This is a genomic window from Streptomyces sp. NPDC059874 (genome assembly GCF_042731135.1).
In the GTDB taxonomy this organism is placed as follows: Bacteria; Actinomycetota; Actinomycetes; order Streptomycetales; family Streptomycetaceae; genus Streptomyces.
On the sequence record NZ_JBHWJY010000044.1, the window covers coordinates 1 to 24,357 of the forward strand.

General features: G+C 71.8%; 21 protein-coding genes, 3 tRNA genes and 1 pseudogene. 13 read left to right on the forward strand and 12 right to left on the reverse strand.

From position 1 onward, the window contains the following. From ACFV9H_RS24055 to ACFV9H_RS24075, 5 genes and pseudogenes are all read left to right on the forward strand, one after another. Positions 1–809 (forward strand): annotated as a pseudogene (locus ACFV9H_RS24055) (DNA polymerase III subunit gamma and tau); the annotation flags it as partial. A 60-nt stretch (positions 810–869) separates the two neighbouring features. Further along, complete coding sequence (gene purD / locus ACFV9H_RS24060; RefSeq protein ID WP_385401654.1) at positions 870–2,123, forward strand: phosphoribosylamine--glycine ligase; 1,254 nt, start codon at positions 870–872, stop codon at positions 2,121–2,123. Positions 2,124–2,420: 297 nt separating this feature from the next. Beyond that, on the forward strand, positions 2,421–4,166 hold the full coding sequence (locus tag ACFV9H_RS24065) for a hypothetical protein (protein WP_385401657.1): 1,746 nt from the start codon (positions 2,421–2,423) through the stop codon (positions 4,164–4,166). A gap of 160 nt (positions 4,167–4,326) precedes the next feature. Further along, on the forward strand, positions 4,327–5,814 hold the full coding sequence (locus ACFV9H_RS24070; RefSeq protein ID WP_385401659.1) for a N,N-dimethylformamidase beta subunit family domain-containing protein: 1,488 nt from the start codon (positions 4,327–4,329) through the stop codon (positions 5,812–5,814). Between the two features lie 89 nt (positions 5,815–5,903). Beyond that, positions 5,904–6,809 (forward strand): phosphoribosylaminoimidazolesuccinocarboxamide synthase, encoded by a 906-nt coding sequence (locus tag ACFV9H_RS24075; protein WP_385401661.1) that lies wholly within the window; start codon positions 5,904–5,906, stop codon positions 6,807–6,809. Positions 6,810–6,854: 45 nt separating this feature from the next. Here the strand turns inward: ACFV9H_RS24075 and ACFV9H_RS24080 are convergent. The 8 genes from ACFV9H_RS24080 to ACFV9H_RS24115 form a co-directional block, all read right to left on the reverse strand. Further along, positions 6,855–6,927 (reverse strand) — tRNA-Gly (locus ACFV9H_RS24080). A gap of 23 nt (positions 6,928–6,950) precedes the next feature. Further along, a complete protein-coding gene (locus tag ACFV9H_RS24085) occupies positions 6,951–7,562 on the reverse strand; it encodes a response regulator (protein WP_385401663.1) in 612 nt (203 codons plus the stop codon). Then, entirely contained in the window at positions 7,559–8,800 is a 1,242-nt protein-coding gene (locus ACFV9H_RS24090; protein WP_385401665.1) for a sensor histidine kinase, read from the reverse strand. The genes ACFV9H_RS24085 and ACFV9H_RS24090 overlap by 4 nt, the downstream gene beginning before the upstream one ends. Positions 8,801–8,822: 22 nt before the next feature. After that, positions 8,823–9,629, reverse strand: coding sequence for an ABC transporter permease (locus ACFV9H_RS24095; RefSeq protein ID WP_385401667.1), 807 nt, complete (start codon positions 9,627–9,629; stop codon positions 8,823–8,825). After that, positions 9,626–10,546, reverse strand: a complete 921-nt coding sequence (locus ACFV9H_RS24100; protein ID WP_385401670.1) for an ABC transporter ATP-binding protein — start codon at positions 10,544–10,546, stop codon at positions 9,626–9,628. The genes ACFV9H_RS24095 and ACFV9H_RS24100 overlap by 4 nt, the downstream gene beginning before the upstream one ends. A 149-nt stretch (positions 10,547–10,695) precedes the next feature. Beyond that, positions 10,696–10,768: transfer RNA gene (locus ACFV9H_RS24105), tRNA-Gly, on the reverse strand. A 72-nt stretch (positions 10,769–10,840) separates the two neighbouring features. Continuing rightward, positions 10,841–10,912, reverse strand: a tRNA-Gly gene (locus tag ACFV9H_RS24110). An 88-nt stretch (positions 10,913–11,000) separates the two neighbouring features. Next, positions 11,001–11,318: an Lsr2 family protein gene (locus ACFV9H_RS24115; RefSeq protein ID WP_385401672.1), complete on the reverse strand. Its 318-nt coding sequence runs from the start codon at positions 11,316–11,318 to the stop codon at positions 11,001–11,003. Between the two features lie 327 nt (positions 11,319–11,645). Here ACFV9H_RS24115 and purS point away from each other — a divergent pair, with 327 nt between their 5' ends. From purS to ACFV9H_RS24145, 6 genes are all read left to right on the forward strand, one after another. Further along, entirely contained in the window at positions 11,646–11,891 is a 246-nt protein-coding gene (gene purS, locus ACFV9H_RS24120) for a phosphoribosylformylglycinamidine synthase subunit PurS (protein ID WP_365172338.1), read from the forward strand. A gap of 2 nt (positions 11,892–11,893) precedes the next feature. Continuing rightward, positions 11,894–12,574 (forward strand): phosphoribosylformylglycinamidine synthase subunit PurQ, encoded by a 681-nt coding sequence (gene purQ, locus ACFV9H_RS24125; RefSeq protein WP_362802551.1) that lies wholly within the window; start codon positions 11,894–11,896, stop codon positions 12,572–12,574. Continuing rightward, positions 12,571–14,820 (forward strand): phosphoribosylformylglycinamidine synthase subunit PurL, encoded by a 2,250-nt coding sequence (gene purL, locus ACFV9H_RS24130; protein WP_385401674.1) that lies wholly within the window; start codon positions 12,571–12,573, stop codon positions 14,818–14,820. Before purQ ends, purL begins: the two co-directional genes overlap by 4 nt. 192 nt (positions 14,821–15,012) lie before the next feature. Next, entirely contained in the window at positions 15,013–16,203 is a 1,191-nt protein-coding gene (locus ACFV9H_RS24135) for a hypothetical protein (RefSeq protein WP_385401676.1), read from the forward strand. A gap of 9 nt (positions 16,204–16,212) precedes the next feature. Beyond that, a complete protein-coding gene (locus ACFV9H_RS24140; protein WP_385401678.1) occupies positions 16,213–17,007 on the forward strand; it encodes a sterol carrier family protein in 795 nt (264 codons plus the stop codon). A 39-nt stretch (positions 17,008–17,046) separates the two neighbouring features. Beyond that, the gene (locus tag ACFV9H_RS24145) at positions 17,047–17,850 is read left to right on the forward strand and encodes an META domain-containing protein (RefSeq protein WP_385401680.1); all 804 of its coding nucleotides are present in this window, start codon (positions 17,047–17,049) and stop codon (positions 17,848–17,850) included. Between the two features lie 12 nt (positions 17,851–17,862). Here ACFV9H_RS24145 and ACFV9H_RS24150 read toward each other — a convergent pair whose 3' ends face one another. Continuing rightward, on the reverse strand, positions 17,863–19,344 hold the full coding sequence (locus tag ACFV9H_RS24150) for a sulfatase-like hydrolase/transferase (protein ID WP_385401746.1): 1,482 nt from the start codon (positions 19,342–19,344) through the stop codon (positions 17,863–17,865). Between the two features lie 153 nt (positions 19,345–19,497). Next, positions 19,498–19,587: a putative leader peptide gene (locus ACFV9H_RS24155; RefSeq protein ID WP_376657969.1), complete on the reverse strand. Its 90-nt coding sequence runs from the start codon at positions 19,585–19,587 to the stop codon at positions 19,498–19,500. 146 nt (positions 19,588–19,733) lie between these two features. Here ACFV9H_RS24155 and purF point away from each other — a divergent pair, with 146 nt between their 5' ends. Continuing rightward, entirely contained in the window at positions 19,734–21,251 is a 1,518-nt protein-coding gene (gene purF, locus ACFV9H_RS24160; protein WP_365172331.1) for an amidophosphoribosyltransferase, read from the forward strand. Positions 21,252–21,385: 134 nt separating this feature from the next. Then, positions 21,386–22,456: a phosphoribosylformylglycinamidine cyclo-ligase gene (purM, locus tag ACFV9H_RS24165; protein WP_385401684.1), complete on the forward strand. Its 1,071-nt coding sequence runs from the start codon at positions 21,386–21,388 to the stop codon at positions 22,454–22,456. A gap of 80 nt (positions 22,457–22,536) precedes the next feature. Here the strand turns inward: purM and ACFV9H_RS24170 are convergent, their stop codons facing one another. Both ACFV9H_RS24170 and ACFV9H_RS24175 read right to left on the reverse strand, forming a co-directional pair. Next, positions 22,537–22,797: a DUF3073 domain-containing protein gene (locus tag ACFV9H_RS24170; protein WP_031141582.1), complete on the reverse strand. Its 261-nt coding sequence runs from the start codon at positions 22,795–22,797 to the stop codon at positions 22,537–22,539. Positions 22,798–23,088: 291 nt separating this feature from the next. Beyond that, the gene (locus tag ACFV9H_RS24175) at positions 23,089–24,183 is read right to left on the reverse strand and encodes a Leu/Phe/Val dehydrogenase (RefSeq protein WP_385401686.1); all 1,095 of its coding nucleotides are present in this window, start codon (positions 24,181–24,183) and stop codon (positions 23,089–23,091) included. Between the last annotated feature and the right edge of the window lie 174 nt (positions 24,184–24,357).

Sequence of the window (24,357 nt, forward strand, 5' to 3'; positions counted from 1 at the left end):
GGCCCGGAGGTGGGCAACCCGCCGCCCAGCCCGCCGCCGCTCCCGGGCAGGGCGCCCCCGCCGCGGGTGCCTGGCCCAGCGCCGCCGCTCCCGGCCAGGGTGCCGCCGGGGCCTGGCCGAGCGCGGCCGCTCCCGGTCAGGGCATCCCCGCCGCGGCGCCCGCCCCCGCGCCCGCGCAGGCGGCCCCCGTACAGGCGGCCCCGCCGTCCCCCGGGATGGCGGCCGGAGCCGGCCAGGTCCAGGCGATGTGGCCGAGCGTCCTGGAGGCAGTCAAGAACCGCCGCCGCTTCACCTGGATCCTGCTCAGCCAGAACGCCCAGGTCACCGGGTTCGACGGGACCACCCTCCAGCTCGGCTTCCCCAATGTCGGAGCCCGCGACAACTTCGCGAGCAGCGGCAGTGAGGACGTGCTCAAGTCGGTCCTGGCCGAGCAGTTCCAGGTCAACTGGAAGATCGACGCCGTGGTGGGCGGGGGTGGCGGAGGCCAGCCCGCGCCCCAGGCCCCCTACTCGGCCCCGCCGGCGCCCGCCTACAACCCGCCGCCCGCCGCCGCTCCGGTCCAGCCCCAGGCCCCGGCGCAGGGGCACGGGCAGGGACAGGCCGCCGCCCCGCAGCAGCAGTACCAGCCGCCCCAGCAGCCCGCCCCCGCGCAGCAGCCTCCCGCGCAGCAGGCGCCCCCGCCGGTCGCCCCGGAGGACGACTTCGCGGAGGACGACGACCCGGACCTCGTCGAGAGCGCGCTGACCGGACACGACCTCATCGTGCGCGAGCTCGGAGCCACGGTTGTGGAGGAATACACGAACGAGTAGGGCCGTCTCATTGGGTGGCCGCACGAAAGGGAATCCGGAGCGCGGGCTACGCTTCATGGCGTGAAGGTCCTCGTCATCGGCGGCGGCGCCCGCGAACACGCCCTGTGCCGCTCTCTGTCCCTCGACCCCGACGTCTCCGCGCTGTACTGCGCCCCCGGTAACGCGGGGATCGCGGATGTGGCAGAGCTGCGGGACGTCGACCCCCTCGACGGCGACGCCGTCGCGCGCCTGTCCACCGAGCTCGGCGCCGACCTGGTCGTCGTCGGCCCGGAGGCGCCGCTGGTCGCCGGAGTCGGCGACGCCGTCCGCGCGGTCGGCATCCCCGTCTTCGGCCCGTCCGGAGAGGCCGCGCAGCTCGAAGGCTCCAAGGCCTTCGCCAAGGACGTGATGGCCGCCGCCGGCGTCCCGACCGCGCGCAGCTACGTGTGCACCACCCCGGAGGAGGTGGACGCGGCCCTCGACGCCTTCGGCGCCCCGTACGTCGTCAAGGACGACGGCCTCGCCGCCGGCAAGGGCGTCGTGGTCACCGAGGACCGGGCCGCCGCCCGCGAGCACGCCCTCGCCTGCGACCGCGTGGTCATCGAGGAGTACCTCGACGGCCCCGAGGTCTCCCTCTTCGCCATCACCGACGGCGTCACCGTGCTCCCGCTCCAGCCGGCGCAGGACTTCAAGCGCGCGCTCGACGGCGACGAGGGCCCCAACACCGGCGGCATGGGCGCGTACTCCCCGCTGCCCTGGGCCGACCCGAAGCTGGTCGACGAGGTCATGGAGAGCGTGCTCCAGCCGACCGTCGACGAGCTCCGCCGCCGCGGCACCCCCTTCTCCGGCCTGCTGTACGCCGGTCTCGCGATCACCGGCCGCGGCGTACGGGTCATCGAGTTCAACGCCCGCTTCGGCGACCCCGAGACCCAGGTGGTGCTGGCCCGGCTGCGCACCCCGCTCGCGAGCGTGCTGCTGAACGCCGCCAACGGCACCCTGGCCGCCGAGCCCCCGCTCAACTGGCGCGAGGACGCCGCCGTCACGGTGGTCATCGCCTCGCACAACTACCCGGGGAGCCCCCGCACCGGGGACCCGATCGAGGGCCTCGACGAGGTCGCCGCCGAGGACGGGCCCGACGCGTACGTGCTGCACGCCGGCACCCGCCGCGAGGGCGACGCGGTGGTCAGCGCGGGCGGCCGCGTCCTGTCGGTGACGGCGACCGGTTCCGATCTGGCGCAGGCCCGCGAGAAGGCGTATAAAGCCGTCGCGCGGATCCGGCTGGACGGCTCGCAGCACCGTACGGACATCGCCGCCAAGGCGGCCCAGGCCGGCTGAACACCGCTGACCAGCGGCTCCACGGACCCGCGGGCCCGGTGCGCACACCCTGCGCCCGGGCCCGCGGGCGCGTTCGCGTGCGAGTGCATCCAGCCGCGTTCGAACGCACCCAGCTTTACCCAAAGCCATTCCATCGGGTGATCTCACCCGGTCTGCCTGACGCCCGGCCAGACCCCAACTAGGGTGCGATGCCAAGCATTCCGGCACTTGGCCCACCGGCATTGCGATGTCAGTGGCGGGTGTCACAGTGGGGGAGTGAGCAACGCCGCCGCAGGGCAGAGGGGGTGAGGTCCGGCCGTGTCCGGAACCGGTTCGATCATGGAAGTGGGCGTGCCGTCCGCGCGTTCCCGAGCCCTGGCCGTGCTGCGCGTGCGCAGCAGGGCCCTGGCCCTCGGGCTGCTGCCCGCCGCCCTCGCGGTGGTGCTGGTGAGCGCCCGTATGACGGGCCGGCTGGCCGGTGACCCCTGGCCCGTGGTGACCCTCGTCGTCTGTGCGGTCGCCGCTCTGGTGCTGCTCGTCGGCGGGACCTTCGCCGCGGTGGTGCTGAGGGCGAGCCCCGCCGTGACGCCCACGGTGCCGCTCTCGGAGGACTCCGCCCCCGATCTCTACCGGCTCGTGCGGGACCTGGCCGACCGGATGGACGTCCCGGCGCCCTCCGCGATAGCCCTGACCCCGGACTGCGACAGCTGGCTGGAGGACCGCTCGCACGCGGCCCACCGCCGCGATCGCGCTCGCGCTCGCGCATCCGCCGGTACGGCCGACCGCACATCCGCCGGCACAGCCGGTCCTGCCGGCCCGGAGACCGAGCCGGGCGCCGCCCCCGTGCTGGTGATCGGCTCGCCCTTCCTGTGGTGGATGCGGGTCGCCGAACTACGGGCCGTCCTCGCGCCGGTCGTCGCCGGCACGGGACCTTCCGCGCACCCCGACATAGCCGACGCCCGCGGCTTCGTTCGCGGGCTGGACGCCGCGGTGGACGTGGGCAATCGGCCCGGCCTCGGCTGGATCGCCGCGCCGGCCCGGCTGCTGCTGCGGCTGTGCCGGGTGGACGCGGCCGAGATGGAGCGCGGGGTGGCCGCGGCCGCCTCCGAGCGTGCACAGGGTGTGGACTACGGGCTGCGCATCGTCGCCCAGGAGCAGGTCGGCCTCGCCTACGCGGGCTGGGACCGGCTGTTGACCCGGGTCGCGCTGCCCGCCTGGCGTATGGGTCGCTGGCCGGCGCACCTCGACGCCGGGGTGGTCTCCGCGCTCACCGAACTGTCCCGGCGGGACCGGCTGGCCGACGGGTTCACCTCGCGGCTCGGCGAGCGCCCCGCCTGCGATCTGCTGGAGCGCCCCGGGGTCGTCGACGAGGCGGCCTCCCTGCTGGCCGCGCGGCTCTTCCACGGCGGTCCGGCCGAGGCGGGACCCGACTGGTCCCCGGTGGACTGGGCGGCGTATCCGGAGGAGGTCGTGGACCGCAAGTGGCGCACGGAGGCGGCCCGCCTGCACGCCGCGCTCGACGCCCTGACCGTCCCGGCGGGTCTGCGGGCCGGTTCCCCCGGAGCCGCGGGCTCCACCGCCGTCGCGGCCCCCGGCTCCCCGGCGCCCGCCACGGTGGACGGCTTCGCCGGGCCCACGCTGGACCGGGTGCTGGGCTACCTCACGGACCCCGCCGGAGCGGGCGCGGCCGGCGAGACGCTGGCCGGACGGCTCAGCGGGGACCTGGCCCGCGAGGAACGGGCCACCGGTGCCGCGCGGCCCCCGGCCGCGAAGGCGCAGGGCGCGGACTCCGTACCGCTCTTCCCGCTCCAGCCGCCGCGCAGCGCGCGGGACCTGCTGGCCGATCACGTCACGGCGATGGTGTGCTGCGCCGCCGTGGACTCGGCGGGCGCCGCGCCCGGCCTCGACTGGCTGGACGGACCGGTGCTCCTGGTCGGCGGCGCCCGCCGCTCCGACCTGGCGCCGCTCGTGCTGTGCCTGGTCGAGGACGGGGACCCGGAGCCCCTGCGGGACTGGCTCGCGGAGCTCGGTGTCCGTCCCGAGAAGCCCGTCCGCCTCGTCTGACGCCCTCCCCCATCGGATGACGGATCGCACGCACAACCGGATCCCAATGTTCCGGTCACGTCAATTCGCGACGAACGGTGACGGACTGAGTGCGTTATGTGATGTGCTGGGACCGGCTCGATGCATGCCCGTACGGGGGAGCGAGGGAGGGGAGCGATTCATGGGTGCGGACCAGATCCGGCGCTGGGAGTCAGGTGCGCTCGCGCACGCGGTGACCGACCCCTTCGGACAGGGCCCCCTGCCCTGGTTCCGGGGGAGCGAGCTCTACTTCGACGACACCGGCCAGGTCGTCCCCTGGTACGTGGACCCGGCCGCCGCGGCCGCCGGCACCGGCCAGATCCCCCGAGCCCGCGGCGCCGGCGGCCCCCGTACCGCCGACGACGTGCACCGTCAGATCAAGGGCTTCGCCTCCACCGGCGCCGTGGCCCCCGGCGAGGCCATCGACTTCCACATCACCGTGGACCCGCCCCAGCAGTTCTCGGTCGACGTCTACCGGATCGGTCACTACGGCGGCGACGGCGCCTCCAAGATCACCACCAGTCCCCGGCTCTCCGGAATCGTCCAGCCGGCCCCCCTGACGGCCGACCGGACCGTCTCCTGCCACCACTGGTGGCTGTCCTGGCGCCTCCAGGTGCCCTCCTACTGGAGCATCGGCGCGTACGTGGCCGTCCTGACCACCGCCGACGGCTACCGCTCCCACATCCCCTTCACGGTCCGCGACGACCACCCCGCGGACCTGCTGCTCCTGCTCCCCGACATCACCTGGCAGGCCTACAACCTCTACCCGGAGGACGGCCGCACCGGCGCCAGCCTCTACCACGCGTGGGACGACGAGGGCCGCCTCCTCGGCGAGCAGGACGCGGCCATCACCGTGTCCTTCGACCGCCCCTACGCGGGCGCGGGCCTGCCCCTCCACGTCGGCCACGCCTACGACTTCATCCGCTGGGCCGAGCGCTACGGCTACGACCTCGCCTACGCCGACACCCGCGACCTGCACGCCGGCCGCGTCGATCCCACCCGCTACCGCGGCCTGGTCTTCCCCGGCCACGACGAGTACTGGTCGGGCCCGATGCGCCGCACCGTCGAACGCGCCCGCGACAACGGCACCTCGCTCGTCTTCCTCTCCGCCAACACCATGTACTGGCAGGTCGAACTCGCCCCGTCCCCCTCCGGGGTCGACGACCGGCTCCTCACGTGCCGAAAACGCCGCGGCCCCGGCCGCCCCAGCCTCTGGCGCGAAGTGGACCGCCCGGAGCAGCAGTTGCTCGGCATCCAGTACGCGGGGCGGGTCCCCGAGCCCGCGCCCCTGATCGTGCGCAACGCCACGCACTGGCTGTGGGACTCCACCGGCGCCGGAGAGAACGACGAGCTGCCCGGCCTGGTCGCCGGCGAGGCGGACCGCTACTTCCCGCGCACCCAGCTCCCCGAGCACCAGGACCGGATCCTGCTCGCGCACTCCCCGTACCTCGACACCGAGGGCCACCGCCGCCACCAGGAGACCTCCCTCTACCGGGCCCCCAGCGGCGCGCTGGTCTTCGCCTCCGGCACCTTCGCCTGGTCCCCGGCCCTGGACCGCCCCGGCCACGTGGACGAGCGGGTGCAGCGCGCCACCGCCAACCTCCTCGACCGCATCTGCAAGAGGGACTGACCAGGGAGGTCACGGCACCCCCTGGCCGGAGCGCGGGTCCCGGTACGCCAGAATGGTCCCGCGCTCGTACAGAACCACAGGGAGACCCCGTGTCCGGATTCGTCGAAAAGCCCGAGCCGGTTCAGGTGCCCGGCCTCGTCCACCTCCACACCGGGAAGGTGCGCGAGCTCTACCGCGACGAGGACGGCCGTCTCGTCATGGTCGCCAGTGACCGCCTGTCCGCCTTCGACTGGGTACTGCCGACCGAGATCCCGGACAAGGGCCGCGTGCTCACCCAGCTGTCCCTGTGGTGGTTCGACCAGCTCGCGGACCTCGTCCCGAACCACGTCATCTCCACCGACCTGCCCGCCGGCGCCCCCGCCGACTGGGCCGGCCGCACCCTGATCTGCAAGAACCTGAACATGATCCCGGTCGAGTGCGTGGCCCGCGGCTACCTCACCGGCTCCGGCCTCGCCGAGTACAAGCAGACCCGTACGGTCTGCGGGCTCGCGCTCCCCGAGGGGCTGGTCGACGGCTCCGAGCTGCCCGGCCCGATCTTCACCCCGGCCGCCAAGGCCGAGGTCGGCGAGCACGACGAGAACGTCTCGTACGAGGAGGTCGCGCGCACCGCCGGCGCCGAGACGGCCGCGCTGCTGCGCCAGGCCACCCTCGCCGTATACGGCCGGGCCCGGGACATCGCCCGCGAGCGCGGGATCATCCTGGCCGACACCAAGTTCGAGTTCGGCTTCGACCCGGAGGACGGCACCCTCGTCGCCGGCGACGAGGTGCTGACCCCGGACTCCTCCCGTTTCTGGCCCGCGGACCAGTGGGAGCCGGGCCGCTCGCAGCCCTCCTTCGACAAGCAGTACGTCCGCGACTGGCTGGCCTCCGACGCCTCCGGCTGGGACCCGAAGAGCGAGCTGCCGCCGCCGGCCCTCCCGACGCAGGTCGTCGCGCAGACCCGCGCCAAGTACATCGAGGCGTACGAGCGCCTGACCGGCCAGACCTGGTCCTGACGACGAAGAAGGCCCCGATCGATGATCGGGGCCTTCTTCGTTCTGAGCGGACAACGCGACTCGAACGCGCGACATCCACCTTGGCAAGGTGGTGCTCTACCAACTGAGCTATGTCCGCACTGCGCCGTGGCGCGAGAGCAACTATACCCAACCTCGCTCGCGTGCGAGACGCACCGCCGTGTGACGGTTCTCGGCGCCGAGTTTCGTGGCCGCCGAGGACAGGTAGTTCCGTACGGTCCCCTGGGACAGCGAGGCCCGCTCCGCGATCTCCGCGATCGGCGCCCCGTCCGCCGCGAACTCCAGCACCTCCGCCTCCCGCGCGGTCAGCGGAGAGTCCCCCGCGCTGATCGCGTCGGCCGCCAACTCCGGGTCCACATAACGCCCTCCGGCGTGCACGGTCCGGATCAACTCCGCCAGCCGCTCCGCCGAAACCGTCTTCGGGGTGAAGGCCCGCACCCCCGCCGCGAGGGCCCGCTTCAGGTGCCCCGGACGGCCGTGGCTGGTCACGATCATGGTCTTGCAGTCGGGGAGTTCGGTCCGCAGGGTTGTGGCGACACTCACACCGTCCGCCCCCGGCATCTGCAGGTCGAGCACCGCCACGTCGGGCCGGTGCGCCCGCGCCATGGCGAGCGCCTCGGGCCCGGAAGCCGCCTCCGCGACGACCATCAGGTCGCATTCCAGCGAGAGCAGCGCCGCCAGCGCGCCCCGGATCAGGTGCTCGTCGTCGGCGAGCAGTACGCGTACGGGGCTCACGCCCGCACCTCCAGTCGTTCGTCGCGCGGGCCCGGGATCTCGGCGCGCAGCCGGAACCGGCCGCCGTCCACCGGCCCCGCCCGCAGGGTCCCGTCCAGGGCCGCGAGCCGCTCGCGCAGCCCGGCCAGCCCCGATCCGGGGGGTCCCGCGGGCACCTCGGGCGCACCGTCGTTCTCCACCACCAGCGTCACGGAGCCCTCCGCGGGCGCGGTGAGCCGGATCAGGCAGCTCTGCGCGTCCCCGTGCCGCAGTACGTTCGTCGTCGCCTCCCGCACCACCCAGCCGAGTGCGGACTGCACCTCGGCGGGCAGCGTGCGGCCGGCCTCGAAGTCGACCCGGCAGTCCATTCCGGCAGCGGCCAGCACCCCGCGGGCGCCCTCCAGCTCCACGGCGAGGTCCGCCTCGCGGTAGCCGCGTACGACGTCCCGGACCTCGCGCTGCGATTCCCGCGCGATCCGCTGCACCTCGATCATCTGGTCCACCGCCTCGGGCCGTTCGCGCCGGGCCAGTTGCACCGCCAGCTCGCTCTTGAGGGCGATCACCGCCAGGTTCCGGCCCATCACGTCGTGCAGGTCCCGCCCGAACCGCAAGCGTTCCTCGGCCACCGCGAGCCGCGCCTGGGCCTCGCGGGCGTGGTCGAGCTCGTAGACCGTCCGCAGCAGCCAGGCCGAGAACCCGCAGGTGGCGCTGAAGAACAGGCAGCCCAGCAGCACCCCGAGGGAGTACCCCAGCGCGTATCCGGCCTTCATGCCCAGGGCGAGTACGGCCGCCCCCGTCGCGGCCGCCGCGGCCGGGGCGACGTAGCGCATGTTCCGCACCGACCGCATGCACAGCACCAGCGATCCGGCGGTGAAGCAGGTGAGCCCCGCCACCAGCGTCGGCGCGATCGCCGGCTCGTCGATCTTCCCGGTCGCCTTCAGCGTGAGGACGACCAGGACGGCCGCGGCCGTCAGGGCGGCCGTGGTCACCGCGAGCCGAGTGGGGCGGTCGCGCCGCCCCACCACCCAGCTGAGCGCCTTGGAGGAGAGCACCCCGCACAGCACCGCATGGGCGCACAGCATCAGGAAGAGCGAGAGGGGCAGAGCCAGGGCGGAGGGGTTCTCGGCGGCGGAGGCCAGGGGAGCCACTCCGAACGACGTGATCTCGATGAGCACGAAGAGGTGGAACGACCACCGCGTGTACAGCTCGACCTTCCCCGCACTCCCGCGGTTCTTCCACCAGCCCGTCAGCTTCGACACGGTCCCGGTCCCCCAACTCGCTCTAACGGCGCGGTTCCCAGCGGAACCACCGCTGGACAGCAAACAGGGTGATCATGATCCAGGCCAGCTCGGAGACCGCGCTTCCCAGCAGGTCCCCGCCGGCCGCGCCGCCGCTCCAGCCGGCCCGCACCAGCTCCATCACCCCGCTCAGCGGCAGCAGTTCGCACACCCGGGCCACGGAGTCCGGCAGCGAGTCCACCGGCACGAACAGTCCCGAGCCGAGCGCGGTCACCAGGAACAGCGGCAGCGTGGTGAGGCCCGCGCTCTCCACGGTGCGGGTGAAGGAGCTGGTCAGCGCCGCCATCGCGGCCAGGATCACGATGCCTCCGAGGACGGCCGCCACGAGCAGCAGCGGATTGCGGGGCATCCGCACGTCCAGGGCGATCGCCCCGGCCACCGCGAGGACGACCACCTGGCAGAGCGCCAGCACGGCGGCGGGCAGCGCGGTCCCGGCCAGGATCTCCAGGTCGTTCGCCTCGCCGGTACGGAGCCGCTTGAGCACGAGCTCCTCGCGCCGTGCCACGTAGGCCGAGACCAGGCTCATGTACACGACGAGGGCCAGCACCAGGCCGATCCCGCCGGTCAGCGTGGCTTCGCCGAGGGCCGCCGCCCCGTCGATGCCGGTCAGGGAGGAACGCAGGATGAAGACCATCACCAGCGGCATCAGCAGGGCCATGGTCAGCGTGGCCCGGTTGCGCACGAGCAGGGTGAGCTCGCTGCGGCCGAGCGCGAGGAGCCGCCGGGGGTTCATGCGCAGGCCCGTGGCCTTCGCGGGGTGCAGGCGCAGGTGCAGGGTGTGCATGTTCATCGGGTTCCCGCCTTCTCACGTCGGTTCTGCGCGATCTCCAGGAAGGCCTCCTCCAGGGAGGCGGACCGGGCGTCGAGCCCGGCCAGTTCCACGCCGGATTCCCGGGCCCAGCCCAGGAGTTCGGTGAGGTCCGCCTGGAGCCGGTCGGTACGGATCTCCACGCACGGCCCGTCGGCGGCCGCGCGCAGCGCCAGGGGCAGGGAGGCCGCGGGCACCCCGTCCGGCAGGGTGAAGCGGATCCGCGAGGGCCGGGTCGCCGTCACCTCGTCGGGGCGGCCCGACAGGACGATCTCCCCCTCGTGCAGGATCGCCAGCCGGTCTGCGAGCTCCTCGGCCTCCTCCAGGTAGTGCGTGGTCAGCAGCACCGTGGTGCCCTGCGCCCGGAGCTCCCGTACCAACGCCCAGGTGGCCCGGCGCCCTTCGGGGTCCATGCCGGTGGTCGGCTCGTCCAGGAACAGCACCTCGGGCCGGCCCAGCAGGGCCGTCGCCAGGTCGAGCCGCCGCCGCTCGCCCCCGGACAGCTGCTTGACCCGTACGGAGGACCGCGCGGTCAGCCCGACCATGTCCAGCACCTCCGCCGCGGGACGGGCGCCCGTGGTGACCCCGCCCCACATCCGCAGGGTCTCGGCGACCGACAGGTCGGAGGGGAAACCACCCTCCTGGAGCATGACCCCGGTGCGCGGACGGACCTCGGCCCGCCGGGTGTACGGGTCGAGCCCGAAGACGCGGACCCGCCCGCCGGTCGGCGCGGCCAGTCCCTCCAGGAGTTCCACGGTGGAGGTCTTGCCCGCGCCGTTGGTGCCGAGCAGGGCGAAGACCTCGCCCCGCGCCACGGAGAAGGAGACGCCTCGTACGGCCTCGAAGCCTCCGGCGTAGCCCCGCCGCAGGTCCTGGGCGTCGATCACGGTGTCAGTCATGACTCAAGGCTCGCGGCGCCCGGGCCGGGTCGGCAGTGCGCGCTGTCACGACCCGCGATGACATTTGTCAGGGTGATCGTGGTCGCCGTCATGCGCGGGGGAATACGAAGAAGGCCCCGATCGCAATGATCGGGGCCTTCTGCATACAGAGCGGACGACGCGACTCGAACGCGCGACATCCACCTTGGCAAGGTGGTGCTCTACCAACTGAGCTACGTCCGCATGCAGTGCACTGCCGGGGCAGTACGTGCATCACTCTACCCGATCCACCGTGGTGGTCGGAAAGCGATACAGAGCGGGTGACAGGGATCGCACACTGCGCCTTCCCCCTGGAAGAGGGATGTTCTGCTACTGAACTACACCCGCACGACCTTCGGGGCCCGGCCTCTCGGCCTCGCCCCTCGGCGTGATCCAGACTCTAGCGGACCCATGGGGGTGGATGGCAAATCGGCTCTCAGTGGGCGGCGTTGTACGCCTCGTAGATCTTCTTGGGGATGCGGCCGCGCGGCGGTACCTCGAACTGGTTGGACCGGGCCCAGGCCCGGACGACCGCCGGGTCGGGGGCGACGGACGTGTGCTTGAACACCTTCCCCGAGCGGGACTGGCGGCGGCCGGCGGCCACGAACGGGGCCAAGCTCTTCCGCAGTTTCTTTGCGTTCGCCACATTGAGGTCGATCTCGTAGGACTTTCCGTCCAGAGCGAACACGACCGTCTCCGCCGCTTCTCCGCCGTCGATGTCATCGGAGAGCGTGACCACTACGCGCTGCGCCACGGATATCGGTCCCTTCGGTGCGACGCCGCCACCCGCTGACGTGCGGCGATGTCGCCTGTGTGGATGTTTCGGGGCAATGCATCTTTCAACCGGAATCCCGGGTGATTCCTTTGTACCCCGATTCCCATTGCATTGCGAAGCCCAGTTAATTCTCTCCGCGTGTCCCGCCGCAATGCCGGGCACGTGTTTTTCCGGGGGATTTTGCGAAGCGTTGGTGAAGCCGAAACTGGCCGGTGATCACGGCCTCTGGATATCTACCCGCGTAGAAATTTTGGCCGGGTACGCTGATGGAACCGCCTTCGCACCAACCACAACACGGGAGTGCCAGTGGCACGCGTCGTAGTCGACGTCATGCTCAAGCCGGAGATCCTCGACCCCCAGGGCCAGGCGGTGCAGCGTGCACTGCCGCGCCTGGGCTTCGCGGGGATCGCCGACGTCCGCCAGGGGAAGCGCTTCGAACTGGAGGTGGAGGGCCCGGTCGACCAGGCCGCCCTCGACCGCATCCACAAGATGGCCGAAACGTTCCTCGCCAACACCGTCATCGAAGACTTCACCGTGAAGGTCGAGGCCTGACGGTGACCACTCGCATCGGTGTCGTCACGTTCCCCGGAACGCTCGACGACCGTGACTCGCTGCGCGCCGTCCGCCTCGCGGGGGCCGAGCCGGTCTCGCTTTGGCACCGCGACAAGGACCTGCACCAGGTCGACGCGGTCGTCCTCGCGGGCGGCTTCTCCTACGGGGACTACCTGCGCGCCGGAGCCATCTCCCGCTTCTCGCCGGTGATGGAGACCATCATCGAGCAGGCCAAGGGCGGCATGCCCGTCCTCGGCATCTGCAACGGCTTCCAGGTCCTCACCGAGGCCCACCTGCTGCCGGGGGCGATGCTCCGCAACAACCACCTCCACTTCATCTGCCGCGACCAGAAGCTGCGGGTGGAGAACGCGGAAACCGCGTGGACCGGCGACTACACCGCCGGCCAGGAGATCTCCGTACCGCTCAAGAACATGGACGGCCGGTACGTCGCCGACGAGCGCGTGCTCGACGAACTGGAGGCCGAGGGCCGCGTGGCCTTCCGCTACGTCGACGTCAACCCGAACGGTTCGCTGCGCGACATCGCCGGCATCACCAACGCCGCGGGCAACGTCGTCGGCCTCATGCCCCACCCCGAGCACGCGGTCGAGCCGCTGATCGGTACGGGCCGCACCGACGGCCTCCCGTTCTTCACGTCGGTCCTGAAGAAGCTGGTCAGCGCATGAGCCTCGACACCGTCAAGAACGCCACCGAGACCCCGGACGCCTCCCAGCCGTGGAAGGAGCTCGGCCTCAAGGAGGACGAGTACGCCCGGATCCGGGAGATCCTCGGCCGCCGGCCCACCGGCGCCGAGCTCGCCATGTACTCGGTCATGTGGTCCGAGCACTGCTCGTACAAGAGCAGCAAGGTCCACCTCGCCCAGTTCGGCAAGAAGGCCCCCAAGAACGACGCCATGCTCGTCGGCATCGGCGAGAACGCCGGCGTCGTCGACGTCGGCCAGGGCTACGCGGTCACCTTCAAGGTCGAGTCGCACAACCACCCGTCGTACATCGAGCCCTACCAGGGCGCGGCCACCGGCATCGGCGGCATCGTGCGCGACATCCTCGCGATGGGCGCCCGCCCGGTCGCGGTCGTCGACCCGCTGCGCTTCGGCGCGGCCGACCACCCCGACACCAAGCGCGTCCTGCCGGGCGTGGTCGCGGGCATCGGCGGCTACGGCAACTGCCTGGGCCTGCCGAACATCGGCGGTGAGGTCGTCTTCGACGAGTGCTACCAGGGCAACCCGCTCGTCAACGCCGGCTGCATCGGCGTGATGAAGCACGAGGACATCCACCTCGCCAAGGCCTCCGGCCCCGGCAACAAGGTCATCCTCTACGGCGCCCGCACCGGCGGCGACGGCATCGGCGGCGTCTCGGTCCTCGCGTCCGAGACCTTCGACGACACGAAGCCCACCAAGCGCCCCGCCGTCCAGGTCGGCGACCCCTTCCAGGAGAAGCTCCTCATCGAGTGCACCCTGGAGATCTTCAAGGAGAAGCTGGTCGCGGGCATCCAGGACCTCGGCGGCGCCGGGCTCTCCTGCGCGACCTCCGAGCTCGCCTCCGCCGGTTCCGGCGGCATGCGGGTCGAGCTGGACACCGTCCCGCTGCGCGACGCGACGCTCTCGCCCGAGGAAATCCTCATGAGCGAGTCGCAGGAGCGCATGTGCGCGATCGTCGAGCCGCAGTACGTCGACCGCTTCATGGAGATCTGCGAGAAGTGGGACGTCATCGCCACCGTCATCGGTGAGGTGACCGACGGCGAGCGCCTGGAGATCTTCTGGCACGGCGAGCAGATCGTGGACGTGCCCCCGGGCACCGTCGCCCACGAGGGCCCGGTCTACAACCGCCCGTACGCGCGCCCCTCCTGGCAGGACGCGCTGCAGGCGGACGACGCCGGCAAGCTGCCGCGGCCGCAGACCTCCGAGGAGCTGCGCGCGCAGGTCCTGGCGCTGGTCGCCTCCCCGAACCAGGCCTCCAAGTCCTGGGTCACCGACCAGTACGACCGCTTCGTGCAGGGCAACACCGTCCTGTCGCAGCCCGAGGACGCGGGCATGGTCCGCATCGACGAGGAGTCCAACCTCGGCGTGGCCATGGCCACCGACGGCAACGGCCGCTACGCCAAGCTCGACCCGTACACGGGCGCGCAGCTGGCGCTGGCCGAGTCCTACCGCAACGTGGCCGCGACCGGCGCCAAGCCGCTCGCGATCTCCGACTGCCTGAACTTCGGCTCCCCCGAAGACCCGGACGTCATGTGGCAGTTCGCGGAGGCCTGCCGCGGTCTCGCGGACGGCTGCCTGGAGCTGGGCACCCCGGTGACCGGCGGCAACGTCTCGCTCTACAACCAGACCGGTGACGTCGCCATCCACCCGACCCCGGTCGTGGCGGTCCTCGGCGTGATCGACGACGTCAACCGCCGTACGCCGATGGCGTTCTCGGAGGCCGGCCAGCTGCTGTACCTGCTGGGCGACACGGCCGAGGAGTTCGGCGGCTCGGCCTGGTCGCAGGTCGTCCACGACCACCTGGGCGGCATGCCGCCGAAGGTGGACCTGGGCCGCGAGAAGCTGCTGGGCGAGATCCTGATCTCCGCCTCGCGCGACGGCATGATCGACGCCGCGCACGACCTGTCGGACGGCGGCGTGATCCAGGCGCTCACCGAGTCCTGCCTCAAGGGCGGCAACGGCGCGCGCGTGGTGGTCCCCGAGGGCCTGGACGCCTTCACCTTCCTCTTCTCCGAGTCCGCGGGCCGCGCCATCGTGTCCGTCCCGCGCAGCGAGGAGCTCCGCTTCACCGACATGTGCGGCGCGCGGGGCCTGCCGGCCGCGCGCATCGGCGTGGTGGACGGCGAGGAGATCGAGATCCAGGGCGAGTTCACCCTCCCCCTGGCCGAACTCCGCGAGGCCCACGAGGCGACGATCCCGGCTCTGCTGGCCTGATCGCGGCATCCACCCGAGCCCCCGTCCGGTCCTTCCGGGCGGGGGCTCGGGCGTACCCCGGGCGCTTCCGGTTGGTAGCGTCGCCCGAGTCGTCGCATCTGCAAGATCATGGGGGTTGGGATGTTCGAGCCGATGGCGCCGTCCACCGGCGGTCCACTGCCGGATCGTGGCCGATGGCGAAATGTCGCCAATTTGCTCCTGTGCATCGCGGCTGTGGGCGGCATCGCCTTCGGCGGCTGGGCCCTGTACGGCTCCTACCAGTCGTGGCAGCAGCGTGGGGAGAGCCGTACCGCGATCCGGGAGGCCTGCGCGGACCTGGTCGACCCCGACGCGGTCATGCGGCTGGACGGCGGCCGTGACCAGGTGGGGCCGAGCGAGGTCAAATCCAGGAGGCGGCTGGACCTCGACCAGCTGCCGGACGAGTGCGTACTGGTGGCCGCGCAGGAGCAGGACGGCAAGACCGTGCGGCTGGTGCACTTCGGCCTGAAGGTGCATGCGCTTCCCCAGCAGGGACTGCACGTGCTCGACCCCGACGACGATCCCTTCAACCCCGGGATCCACCGACGCGCCGGCGAGGACGTCACCGACCAGGTGAGCGATCCGCTGCCCGCCCCCCTCGGCGACGGGAGTGCCGGGTCCTATTCCGCCCGGACCGTCTCGGTGACGGCCGGCTGTGCGCGGTCCGCGGCCGGCACGACCGCCTTCCGGGCCTCCGCGACCGCCCGGTACGGAGACCCGACCGACAAGGAACGCAAGGCCCTCGCCTCGCTCGCCCGAACCGCGGCGGTCAAAGCCGCGGAGCGCGCCGGCTGCACCGTCACCCCGCCCGAACTGCCCACCGCCCTGGCCGCGCAGGGGCGCACGCTCGGCCCCGCCGAGCAGGGCACCGGCAGCTGTGCCTGGTACGCGTCCTTCCTGCGCGGCCGCCAGGACCGTGAGCGGCTGCCCGACAAGGCGCTCGGCGCGCCGCTGTCCGAGCACGGGAGCGAGTCCTGCGTGCTGGCGCTGGACACGGAGACCCGTACCGGCATCCATGCCCGGCTCGTCGCGGACGGGGTGAAGACCGGAGGCCCCACCGACCGCTGGACCAACCCCTGGTGGCTGCGAACCTTCGCCTACTTCGGTGACGACGCGGCCGGGACCGAGGTACAGCCCTTCACCAAGAAGGCCACCCCGATCGCCGCCGGCCAGGCGGGGCGGGACTACCTGGTCCTCTACGCCTCGGCCACCTGTCAGGGCCGCCCCGCCGTCCTCGGCATGACGACGGCCTACCGGTACGACGAGGTGCTCGGCCCGCGCCTCGACGAGGTGTTCAAGGCGTACGCCACCGAGACGTCGACGCGGCGCGGCTGCACCGGGCTCGTGCTGCCCGGGCCCGAGTAGGGTCGGGGCATGCCGCCCGCCAGGAAGAAGCAGCGCACCTACGACCCCGCCAAGATCCGCGCCGCCGTCACCGCGCAGTTCGGGCATGTCGCCGACGGGGTACGGGCGTTGACCCCGGACCGGTTGGCGCGGCCCAGCGGGCTCGGGGAGTGGACCGTCGCCGACCTCGCCGCGCACGTCGCGTGGATCGCGGACTCGCTGGCCGGCGGCCTCGCCCGGCCGCCCGGCGGGGTCGCCGAACTCTCGGCCGTCGAGTGGCCCTCCGTCACCGCCTCCCTCGCCGGGAAGATCTCCGAGGCGGCCCGGGAGACCCTCGCCGGGGCCCCGCTGCCCGAGCTGTACGACAACGCCGCCGAGCGGATGGCGCGGGCGCTCGCCGCGAATCCGACCGGCGGCCGCGTACTGTCCCTGTGGATCGGGAACATGACCCTGGCCGACTTCCTGGTCACCCGGACCGTCGAGCTGGTGGTCCACACCGACGACCTCAACCGGGCCGCCGGGCTGGACATCCCCATCGACCGGCAGGCGCTCGCCGCCTGCACCCGGCTGCTGGCCGACGCCCTCGCGCTCAAGGCGCCCGGCGGATCGGTCGAGGTACGGGTGCCGCCCTTCGCGGTGGTCCAGTGCATCGAGGGCCCCCGCCACACCCGCGGCACCCCGCCGAACGTGGTGGAGACCGACCCGCTGACCTGGCTCCGGCTCGCGACGGGCCGTACGGGATGGGCCGAGGCCCTGGACGCGGCGCAGGTCCGGGCCGGTGGTGAGCGGGCCGACCTCTCCGCGTTGCTGCCGCTGATGAGCTGACGGGTGGAACCGCCGCGGCGCCGGCCCCGTCCCAGGGGCATGCGTAGATTCCGGTACGTCCACGCCACCGCGGCCCTCGCGGCCCTCGTACTCGCCCTCACCGGCTGCGGCCGGGCCGAGGAGGCCGGCAGCGTCGCCCCGCTCCCCGACGTCGTGGGGAGCTGGTCGGTCGAGTCCCTGACCACCGGGGGCCGGACGCTGCACGCGCCCGAGGCCGCCGACGTCGAGCTCGGGCACGACAAGGCCACGGGCAACTACGGCTGCAACGGCTTCACGGCGGAGGTCGTCCACGACGGGACGTCCTCGTTGACCGTCACCCCCGGCGCGACGACCGCCATGGCCTGCGAGGACCAGGCGTTCGAAACGGAATTCGCCAAGCTCTTCAAGGGCCGGCTGACCATCGACCGGGGCCCCGACCGGCTCACCCTGAAGACCGCCGACGGGAGCACCATCGCCATGACCCCGAAGCCTCCGGTCGCGGACGCCCCGCTCACCGCCACCGAGTGGATCGTCGACGCCACCGTCAACGGCGACACCGTGGCCTCCCTGCCCCAGGACGCGGCCGGCAAGGCCCGGTTCACGATCACCGACGGCACCGCCGGCGGCACCCTCGGCTGCAACCGCTTCAGCGCCAGGGCCACCGTCGACGGATCCACCCTCGCCTTCGGGCCGATCACCTCCACCCGGATGGCCTGCGAGGGCGACGCGGGCGCGGTGGAGCGGGCGCTGACCGACCTGTTCGGCAGCGGCCCGCTCACCTGGAAGATCCAGGAGCGCACCCTCACCCTCGTCGCCCCCGACGGCAACGGCCTCACCGCGAAGGCGGCGTCCGCCGTGGAGTGACCGCGGCAAAGGTCAGCCCGGGTACGGCAGCAGGCCCGCGTTCAGGCCCTCCCAGGCCGCCCGCAGCTCCGCCAGCCGGGCCGGTTCCACCGGGGCCTTGTCGGCCTGCTCGCGCACGTCGGCGGCCAGGTTGAACAGCTGGTCCTTGCCCGACTTGCCGCGGTAGTACTTCCAGTCGCCGCGGCGCAGCGCCCGCTCCCCGCGCACCCGCCAGAAGAGGTTCCGCTCGGCGACCTGCTCGCCGCGCAGCAGGTAGCCGGCGAGGCTCGCCCCGTCCAGCGGGTACGCCCGGTGTGGCCGGGTCCCGGCGAGCTCCAGCAGGGTCGCCGTCCAGTCCGGGCTGAACACCGGGACGTGGCTGACCTGGCCGCCGTCCAGCCGCGCGGGCCAGCGCACGATGTTCGGCACCCGGATCCCGCCCTCCTGGAGCGAGGCCTTGTTGCCGGAGAGGGGCCAGTTGTAGGAGAAGCGCTCGCCGCCGTTGTCGCTGGAGAAGACCACCACGGTGTCGCGGGCCTGCCCGGAGCGGTCGAGGGCGCGCAGCACCTCGCCGATCGAGCGGTCCAGGTCCTCGACCATCTCCTTGTACTTCGCGACCGAACCGCCGTCCTGGTGCCACAGGGCGCGCCCGTCGCCCGCCTTGATCCGCCGGACGATCTCGGCGCTCTCCTCGGTGTCCCCGTCGGCGATCCACGGCCAGTGCGGGGTGGTGAAGTTGAGGTTCAGCAGCCACGGCTTGCCACCGTGGTCGCGGGCGACGTACTCGCTCGCCCGCTCCGTGATGATCCGGGTGTAGTAGCGCAGGTCCTGGTACGTGGCGTCGCCCTCGTACAGGTCGTACTCGCCGCCCAGGCCCAGCTTGGAGTAGTACTCCAGCGCCCCGCCGAAGTTGCCGAAGAACTCGTCCCAGCCGGACTTGGTCGGGCTGTAGTCCGGCAGGTAGCCCGCGTGCCACTTGCCGATCAGCGCCGTGGCGTAGCCGGACTCCTTCAGCAGCGAGGCCAGCGTGGGGTGGGTCGGCTCCAGGCCCACCGACTTGTCGGCGATCGGCTCGGCCAACCCGCCCTTCGTGCGGCCCGGGTAGCGGCCGGTGTACAGGCTGAACCGGGTCGGCGAGCAGGTCGCGGAGCCGGAGTAGGCGTCGGTGAAGCGGACGCCCTGGCGGGCGAGGCGGTCCAGGTTCGGGGTCTTGATGTGCGGTGACCCGTACGAGGACAGGTCGGCCCAGCCGAGGTCGTCCCCGAGGATGAACAGGATGTTCGGCCGCCGCGACTGCCGCCCCCGCGCGGCCCGGAACTCCCGCTCCTCGGGTCCGGCGGCCTGCGCCGGCGAGGCACTGCCGAGCCCCACGGCCGCCGCCGCGGCGGTCACTCCGACAGCGCCGCCGAAGGCACGGCGGGACAGGTTGTTCTCGTACGAAGACACAGGTACTCCAAGGCATGGCGGCGCGGCCGGCCGACGACGGCGCGGGACGGCGCGCGGCATCGACGGCAGGAGGCGGCGAACGGCGGAAAGAGCCGGAAGGGCGGCGGGGGAACGCAGCGGAAAGGGGGCGCGGAGCGGCCGAAAGGTCAAGGCCTGCCTGGACCCGGACGGGGTCAGAAGCAGGAAATGCTCAGCCGGGGATCACTGTGCCGCGCCGCATGGCTACGGGCGACAGATGGCGCTCGCTACACGGACCAGGTCTACGTGGCGGCGCTCGACGAGGGTGACGGAACGGTCACCGAGAGGCTGCATGGGTCGAGAGCCTGTACGAGCACTCTTGTAGCTGTCAACAAAGCATCCGAATACCGAGACGCAGGTGTGCCGTCACCCTCTGTGCTGTGACATTTCCCGGCGGTCGCGAATTCGGACCAGTGGTCGATCTCGCCTACACTCGGGGTGTGCCTCGTGGTGATGGACGACTCAACCACGACCTGCTCCCCGGCGAAAAGGGCCCCCAGGACGCTTGCGGCGTCTTCGGTGTCTGGGCTCCGGGTGAAGAGGTCGCCAAGCTCACCTACTTCGGACTGTATGCATTGCAGCACCGCGGACAAGAGTCCGCGGGAATCGCTGTGAGCAACGGTTCCCAGATCCTCGTCTTCAAGGACATGGGACTCGTTTCCCAGGTCTTCGACGAAACCTCCCTCGGCTCGCTCCAAGGTCATATCGCGGTCGGTCACGCCCGCTACTCGACCACCGGAGCCTCCGTCTGGGAGAACGCTCAGCCCACCTTCCGTGCGACCGCCCACGGCTCCATTGCCCTGGGTCACAACGGCAACTTGGTGAACACCGCCGAGCTCGCCGAGATGGTCGCCGACCTCCCGCGTCAGGACGGCCGCGCCACCCAGGTGGCCGCGACCAATGACACCGATCTCGTGACCGCCCTGCTCGCCGGCCAGACCGACGACGAGGGCAAGCCCCTGACCATCGAGGAATCGGCCGCCAAGGTCCTGCCTCAGGTCAAGGGCGCCTTCTCGCTCGTCTTCATGGACGAGGGGACCCTCTACACCGCCCGTGACCCGCAGGGCATCCGCCCGCTGGTCCTCGGCCGCCTGGAGCGCGGCTGGGTGGTCGCGAGCGAGACCGCGGCCCTCGACATCTGCGGCGCCAGCTTCGTCCGCGAGGTCGAGCCGGGCGAGCTCATCGCGATCGACGAGAACGGTCTGCGCACCTCTCGATTCGCGGAAGCGAAGCCCAAGGGCTGTGTCTTCGAGTACGTCTACCTGGCGCGCCCGGACACCGACATCGCCGGCCGGAACGTCTACCTCTCGCGCGTCGAGATGGGTCGGCGCCTGGCCAAGGAAGCCCCGGTCGACGCCGATCTGGTGATAGCGACGCCGGAGTCGGGCACGCCCGCAGCCGTCGGATACGCCGAGGCCAGCGGGATTCCGTACGGCTCCGGCCTGGTCAAGAACGCCTACGTGGGCCGGACCTTCATCCAGCCCTCGCAGACGATCCGCCAGCTCGGCATCCGCCTCAAGCTCAACCCCCTCAAGGAAGTCATCCGGGGCAAGCGCCTGGTGGTCGTCGACGACTCGATCGTCCGCGGCAACACCCAGCGCGCCCTCGTGAAGATGCTCCGCGAGGCCGGCGCGGCCGAGGTCCACATCCGGATCTCCTCGCCGCCGGTGAAGTGGCCGTGCTTCTTCGGCATCGACTTCGCCACCCGGGCCGAGCTGATCGCCAACGGCATGACGGTCGACGAGATCGCCACGTCGCTCGGCGCGGACTCGCTCTCGTACATCTCACTCGACGCGATGATCGAGGCGACGACCATCCAGAAGCCCAACCTCTGCCGTGCCTGCTTCGACGGCGAGTACCCGATGGAGCTGCCCGACCCGCAGCTCCTGGGCAAGCAGCTCCTGGAGAACGAGTTGGCCGGCGGCACGGACGCCGCCGACGCGCTCCGCCGCCCGTAGTCCGCGGCTCCCTCCCCCAGGCCTCGTCCTCGTCTGGGGGACCCCCAGGCTCAACCTGCGCCGGGCCCTGTCTTTGAGGCTTCTCCCAGGGCCCGGCATCAATCGCAGTAACGACACGAAAGCTCTCTCCTGTCATGACAGAGAAGACCACCGGTGCCAGCTACGCAGCCGCGGGTGTGGACATCGAAGCGGGAGACCGCGCCGTCGAGCTGATGAAGGAGTGGGTGAAGAAGACGCAGCGCCCCGAGGTCCTCGGTGGCCTCGGCGGCTTCGCCGGTCTCTTCGACGCATCCGCCCTCAAGCGCTACGAGCGCCCGCTGCTCGCCTCGGCCACCGACGGGGTCGGCACCAAGGTCGACATCGCCCGACAGCTCGGCGTGTACGACACCATCGGCCACGACCTGGTCGCGATGGTCATGGACGACATCGTCGTCTGCGGCGCCGAACCGCTCTTCATGACCGACTACATCTGCGTCGGCAAGGTCCACCCCGAGCGTGTCGCGGCCATCGTCAAGGGCATCGCCGAGGGCTGCGTCCTCGCCGGCTGCGCCCTGGTGGGCGGCGAGACCGCCGAACACCCGGGCCTGCTGGGTCCGGACGACTTCGACGTGGCGGGCGCCGGCACGGGTGTCGTCGAGTACGACCGGCTGCTGGGCGCGGATCGCATCCGTACGGGGGACGCCGTCATCGCGATGGCTTCGTCCGGCCTTCACTCGAACGGGTACTCGCTGGTCCGGCACGTCCTCTTCGACCGGGCCGGGATGTCCCTGGAGCAGGAGATCGCGGAGCTCGGCCGGACCCTCGGCGAGGAGCTCCTCGAGCCCACCAAGATCTACTCGCTGGACTGCATGGCCCTCACCCGTACGGCCGAGGTCCACGCGTACTCGCACATCACCGGCGGTGGCCTCGCGGCGAACCTGGCCCGGGTGATCCCGGACCACCTGCACGCCACGGTCGACCGGTCCACCTGGACCCCCGGCGCGATCTTCGACCTGGTCGGCAAGGCCGGACAGGTGGAGCAGCTGGAGCTGGAGAAGACCCTGAACATGGGCGTCGGCATGATGGCCGTCGTTCCGCAGGAGTCGGTGGACGTGGCCCTGACCGCGCTGGCCGACCGGGGCGTCGACGCCTGGGTCGCGGGAGAGATCCTGGACCGCGGCGACCGTACCGAGGGTGCGACCCTCACCGGTTCCTACGCGAGCTGAGCAGCACTGAAACCCGGCCCTGGGCAATGCCCGGGACCGGGTTTCAGTTTTTGATCTTTTGGTGCAGACGCCCTGGAGCGTCAAGCGCCGCGACGCTGTGCCGACGGACCGGACTCTTCGTCCTCGTCGTCGTCATCGCTGTTGTACAGATCCGCGTACTTGGCGTACGGGTCGTCGTCGTCCAGATCGTCATCGACTTCGACCGGCTCGCTGATAGGCAGCGGCTCTGTCGGCGATGCGCCCAGCTCATTGGCCAGACGCGAGAGGTCAGTCCCGCCGCTGTTGTACTTCAGCTGGCGGGCGACCTTTGTCTGCTTGGCCTTGGCCCGGCCGCGCCCCATGGCTCGACCCCCTCGGTGACGGGGCTCGACGGCCCCAGAGTCTGACACGCGTTCATGGTTCGGAGCGGGCTCTCCGTGGAGAGACCGTCCGTAGGGGTTTAACGGTACCTGCTTCCGCGGCCATACGGTACGCCGCCCGCATGACGCGCCCCGGTGCAGAACCAACAAGGCGCCCCGTCCTCGCTGGTCAACCGCGATTTTAACGCTTTCCTGGCCCGCGACCCGCCGAAGTGCAGTGAGTTCTGTCTCCCCACACCCCGGCGGGCGCGCGCCCAAGTGCCCCGAGAGGGGTCAGACCGCGCGGGCGCCGCGCGCGTCGGCCATCCGCTGCTCCGCGATCCGGTCGGCTGCGGCGGCCGGCGGGATGCCGTCCGTCTTCGCCCGAGCAAAGATCTCCAGGGTGGTGTCGAAGATCTTCGTGGCCTTGGCCTTGCAGCGGTCGAAGTCGAAGCCGACGAGCTCGTCGGCGACCTGGATCACGCCGCCCGCGTTGACCACGTAGTCCGGGGCGTAGAGGATCCCGCGGTCCTCCAGGTCCTTCTCGATCCCGGCGTGGGCCAGCTGGTTGTTGGCCGCACCGCAGACGATCCTGGCCGTGAGGGCCGGCACGGTGTCGTCGTTCAGGGCACCGCCGAGCGCGCAGGGGGCGTAGATGTCCAGGCCCTCGACGCGGATCAGGGCGTCGGTGTCGGCGACCGCGGTGACCTTGCCCGGGTGCTTGTCGAGGATCCGCTGCACGGACTCCTCGCGCACGTCCGTGATCACGACCTCGGCGCCGTCCTCCAGCAGGTGCTCGACCAGGTAGTGGCCGACCTTGCCGACGCCGGCGACGCCGACCTTGCGGCCGCGCAGCGTCGGGTCGCCCCACACGTGCTGGGCGCTGGCGCGCATGCCCTGGAACACACCGAAGGCGGTGAGCACCGAGGAGTCGCCCGCCCCGCCGTTCTCGGGGGAGCGGCCGGTGGCCCAGCGGGTCTCGCGGGCCACGACGTCCATGTCCGCCACGTACGTGCCGACGTCGCAGGCCGTCACGTAGCGGCCGCCGAGGGACTCGACGAACCGGCCGTAGGCCAGCAGCAGTTCCTCGGACTTCAAGACGTCGGGGTCGCCGATGATCACGGCCTTGCCGCCGCCCAGGTCGAGACCGGCGAGGGCGTTCTTGTACGACATGCCGCGCGAGAGGTTGAGCGCGTCCTGGACGGCCTCCTCGTCGGAGGCGTACGCGTGGAAGCGCGTACCGCCGAGGGCGGGGCCCAGGGCGGTGGAGTGGATGGCGATGACGGCCTTGAGGCCGGTGGCGCGGTCCTGGCAGAGCACGACTTGCTCGTGTCCGCCCTGCTCCGTACGGAACAGGGTGTGCAGGACGCCGTCGGTCATTTCGGTCACGGTGGTGACTCCCATGGAAGAGATGCGGCGGAATTCACGCCCGCCCTGCGGGTGGGGGAGAGCGTGCTGGGAGCAGAGTAAGACCTACGGGGCGTGCGGGGGTGACCTGTCCGGAGATCGGAACCCTCCCGGAGTACGAGGGGGTGTCCGGAGTACGCCGGGGCCGCCGGGGGG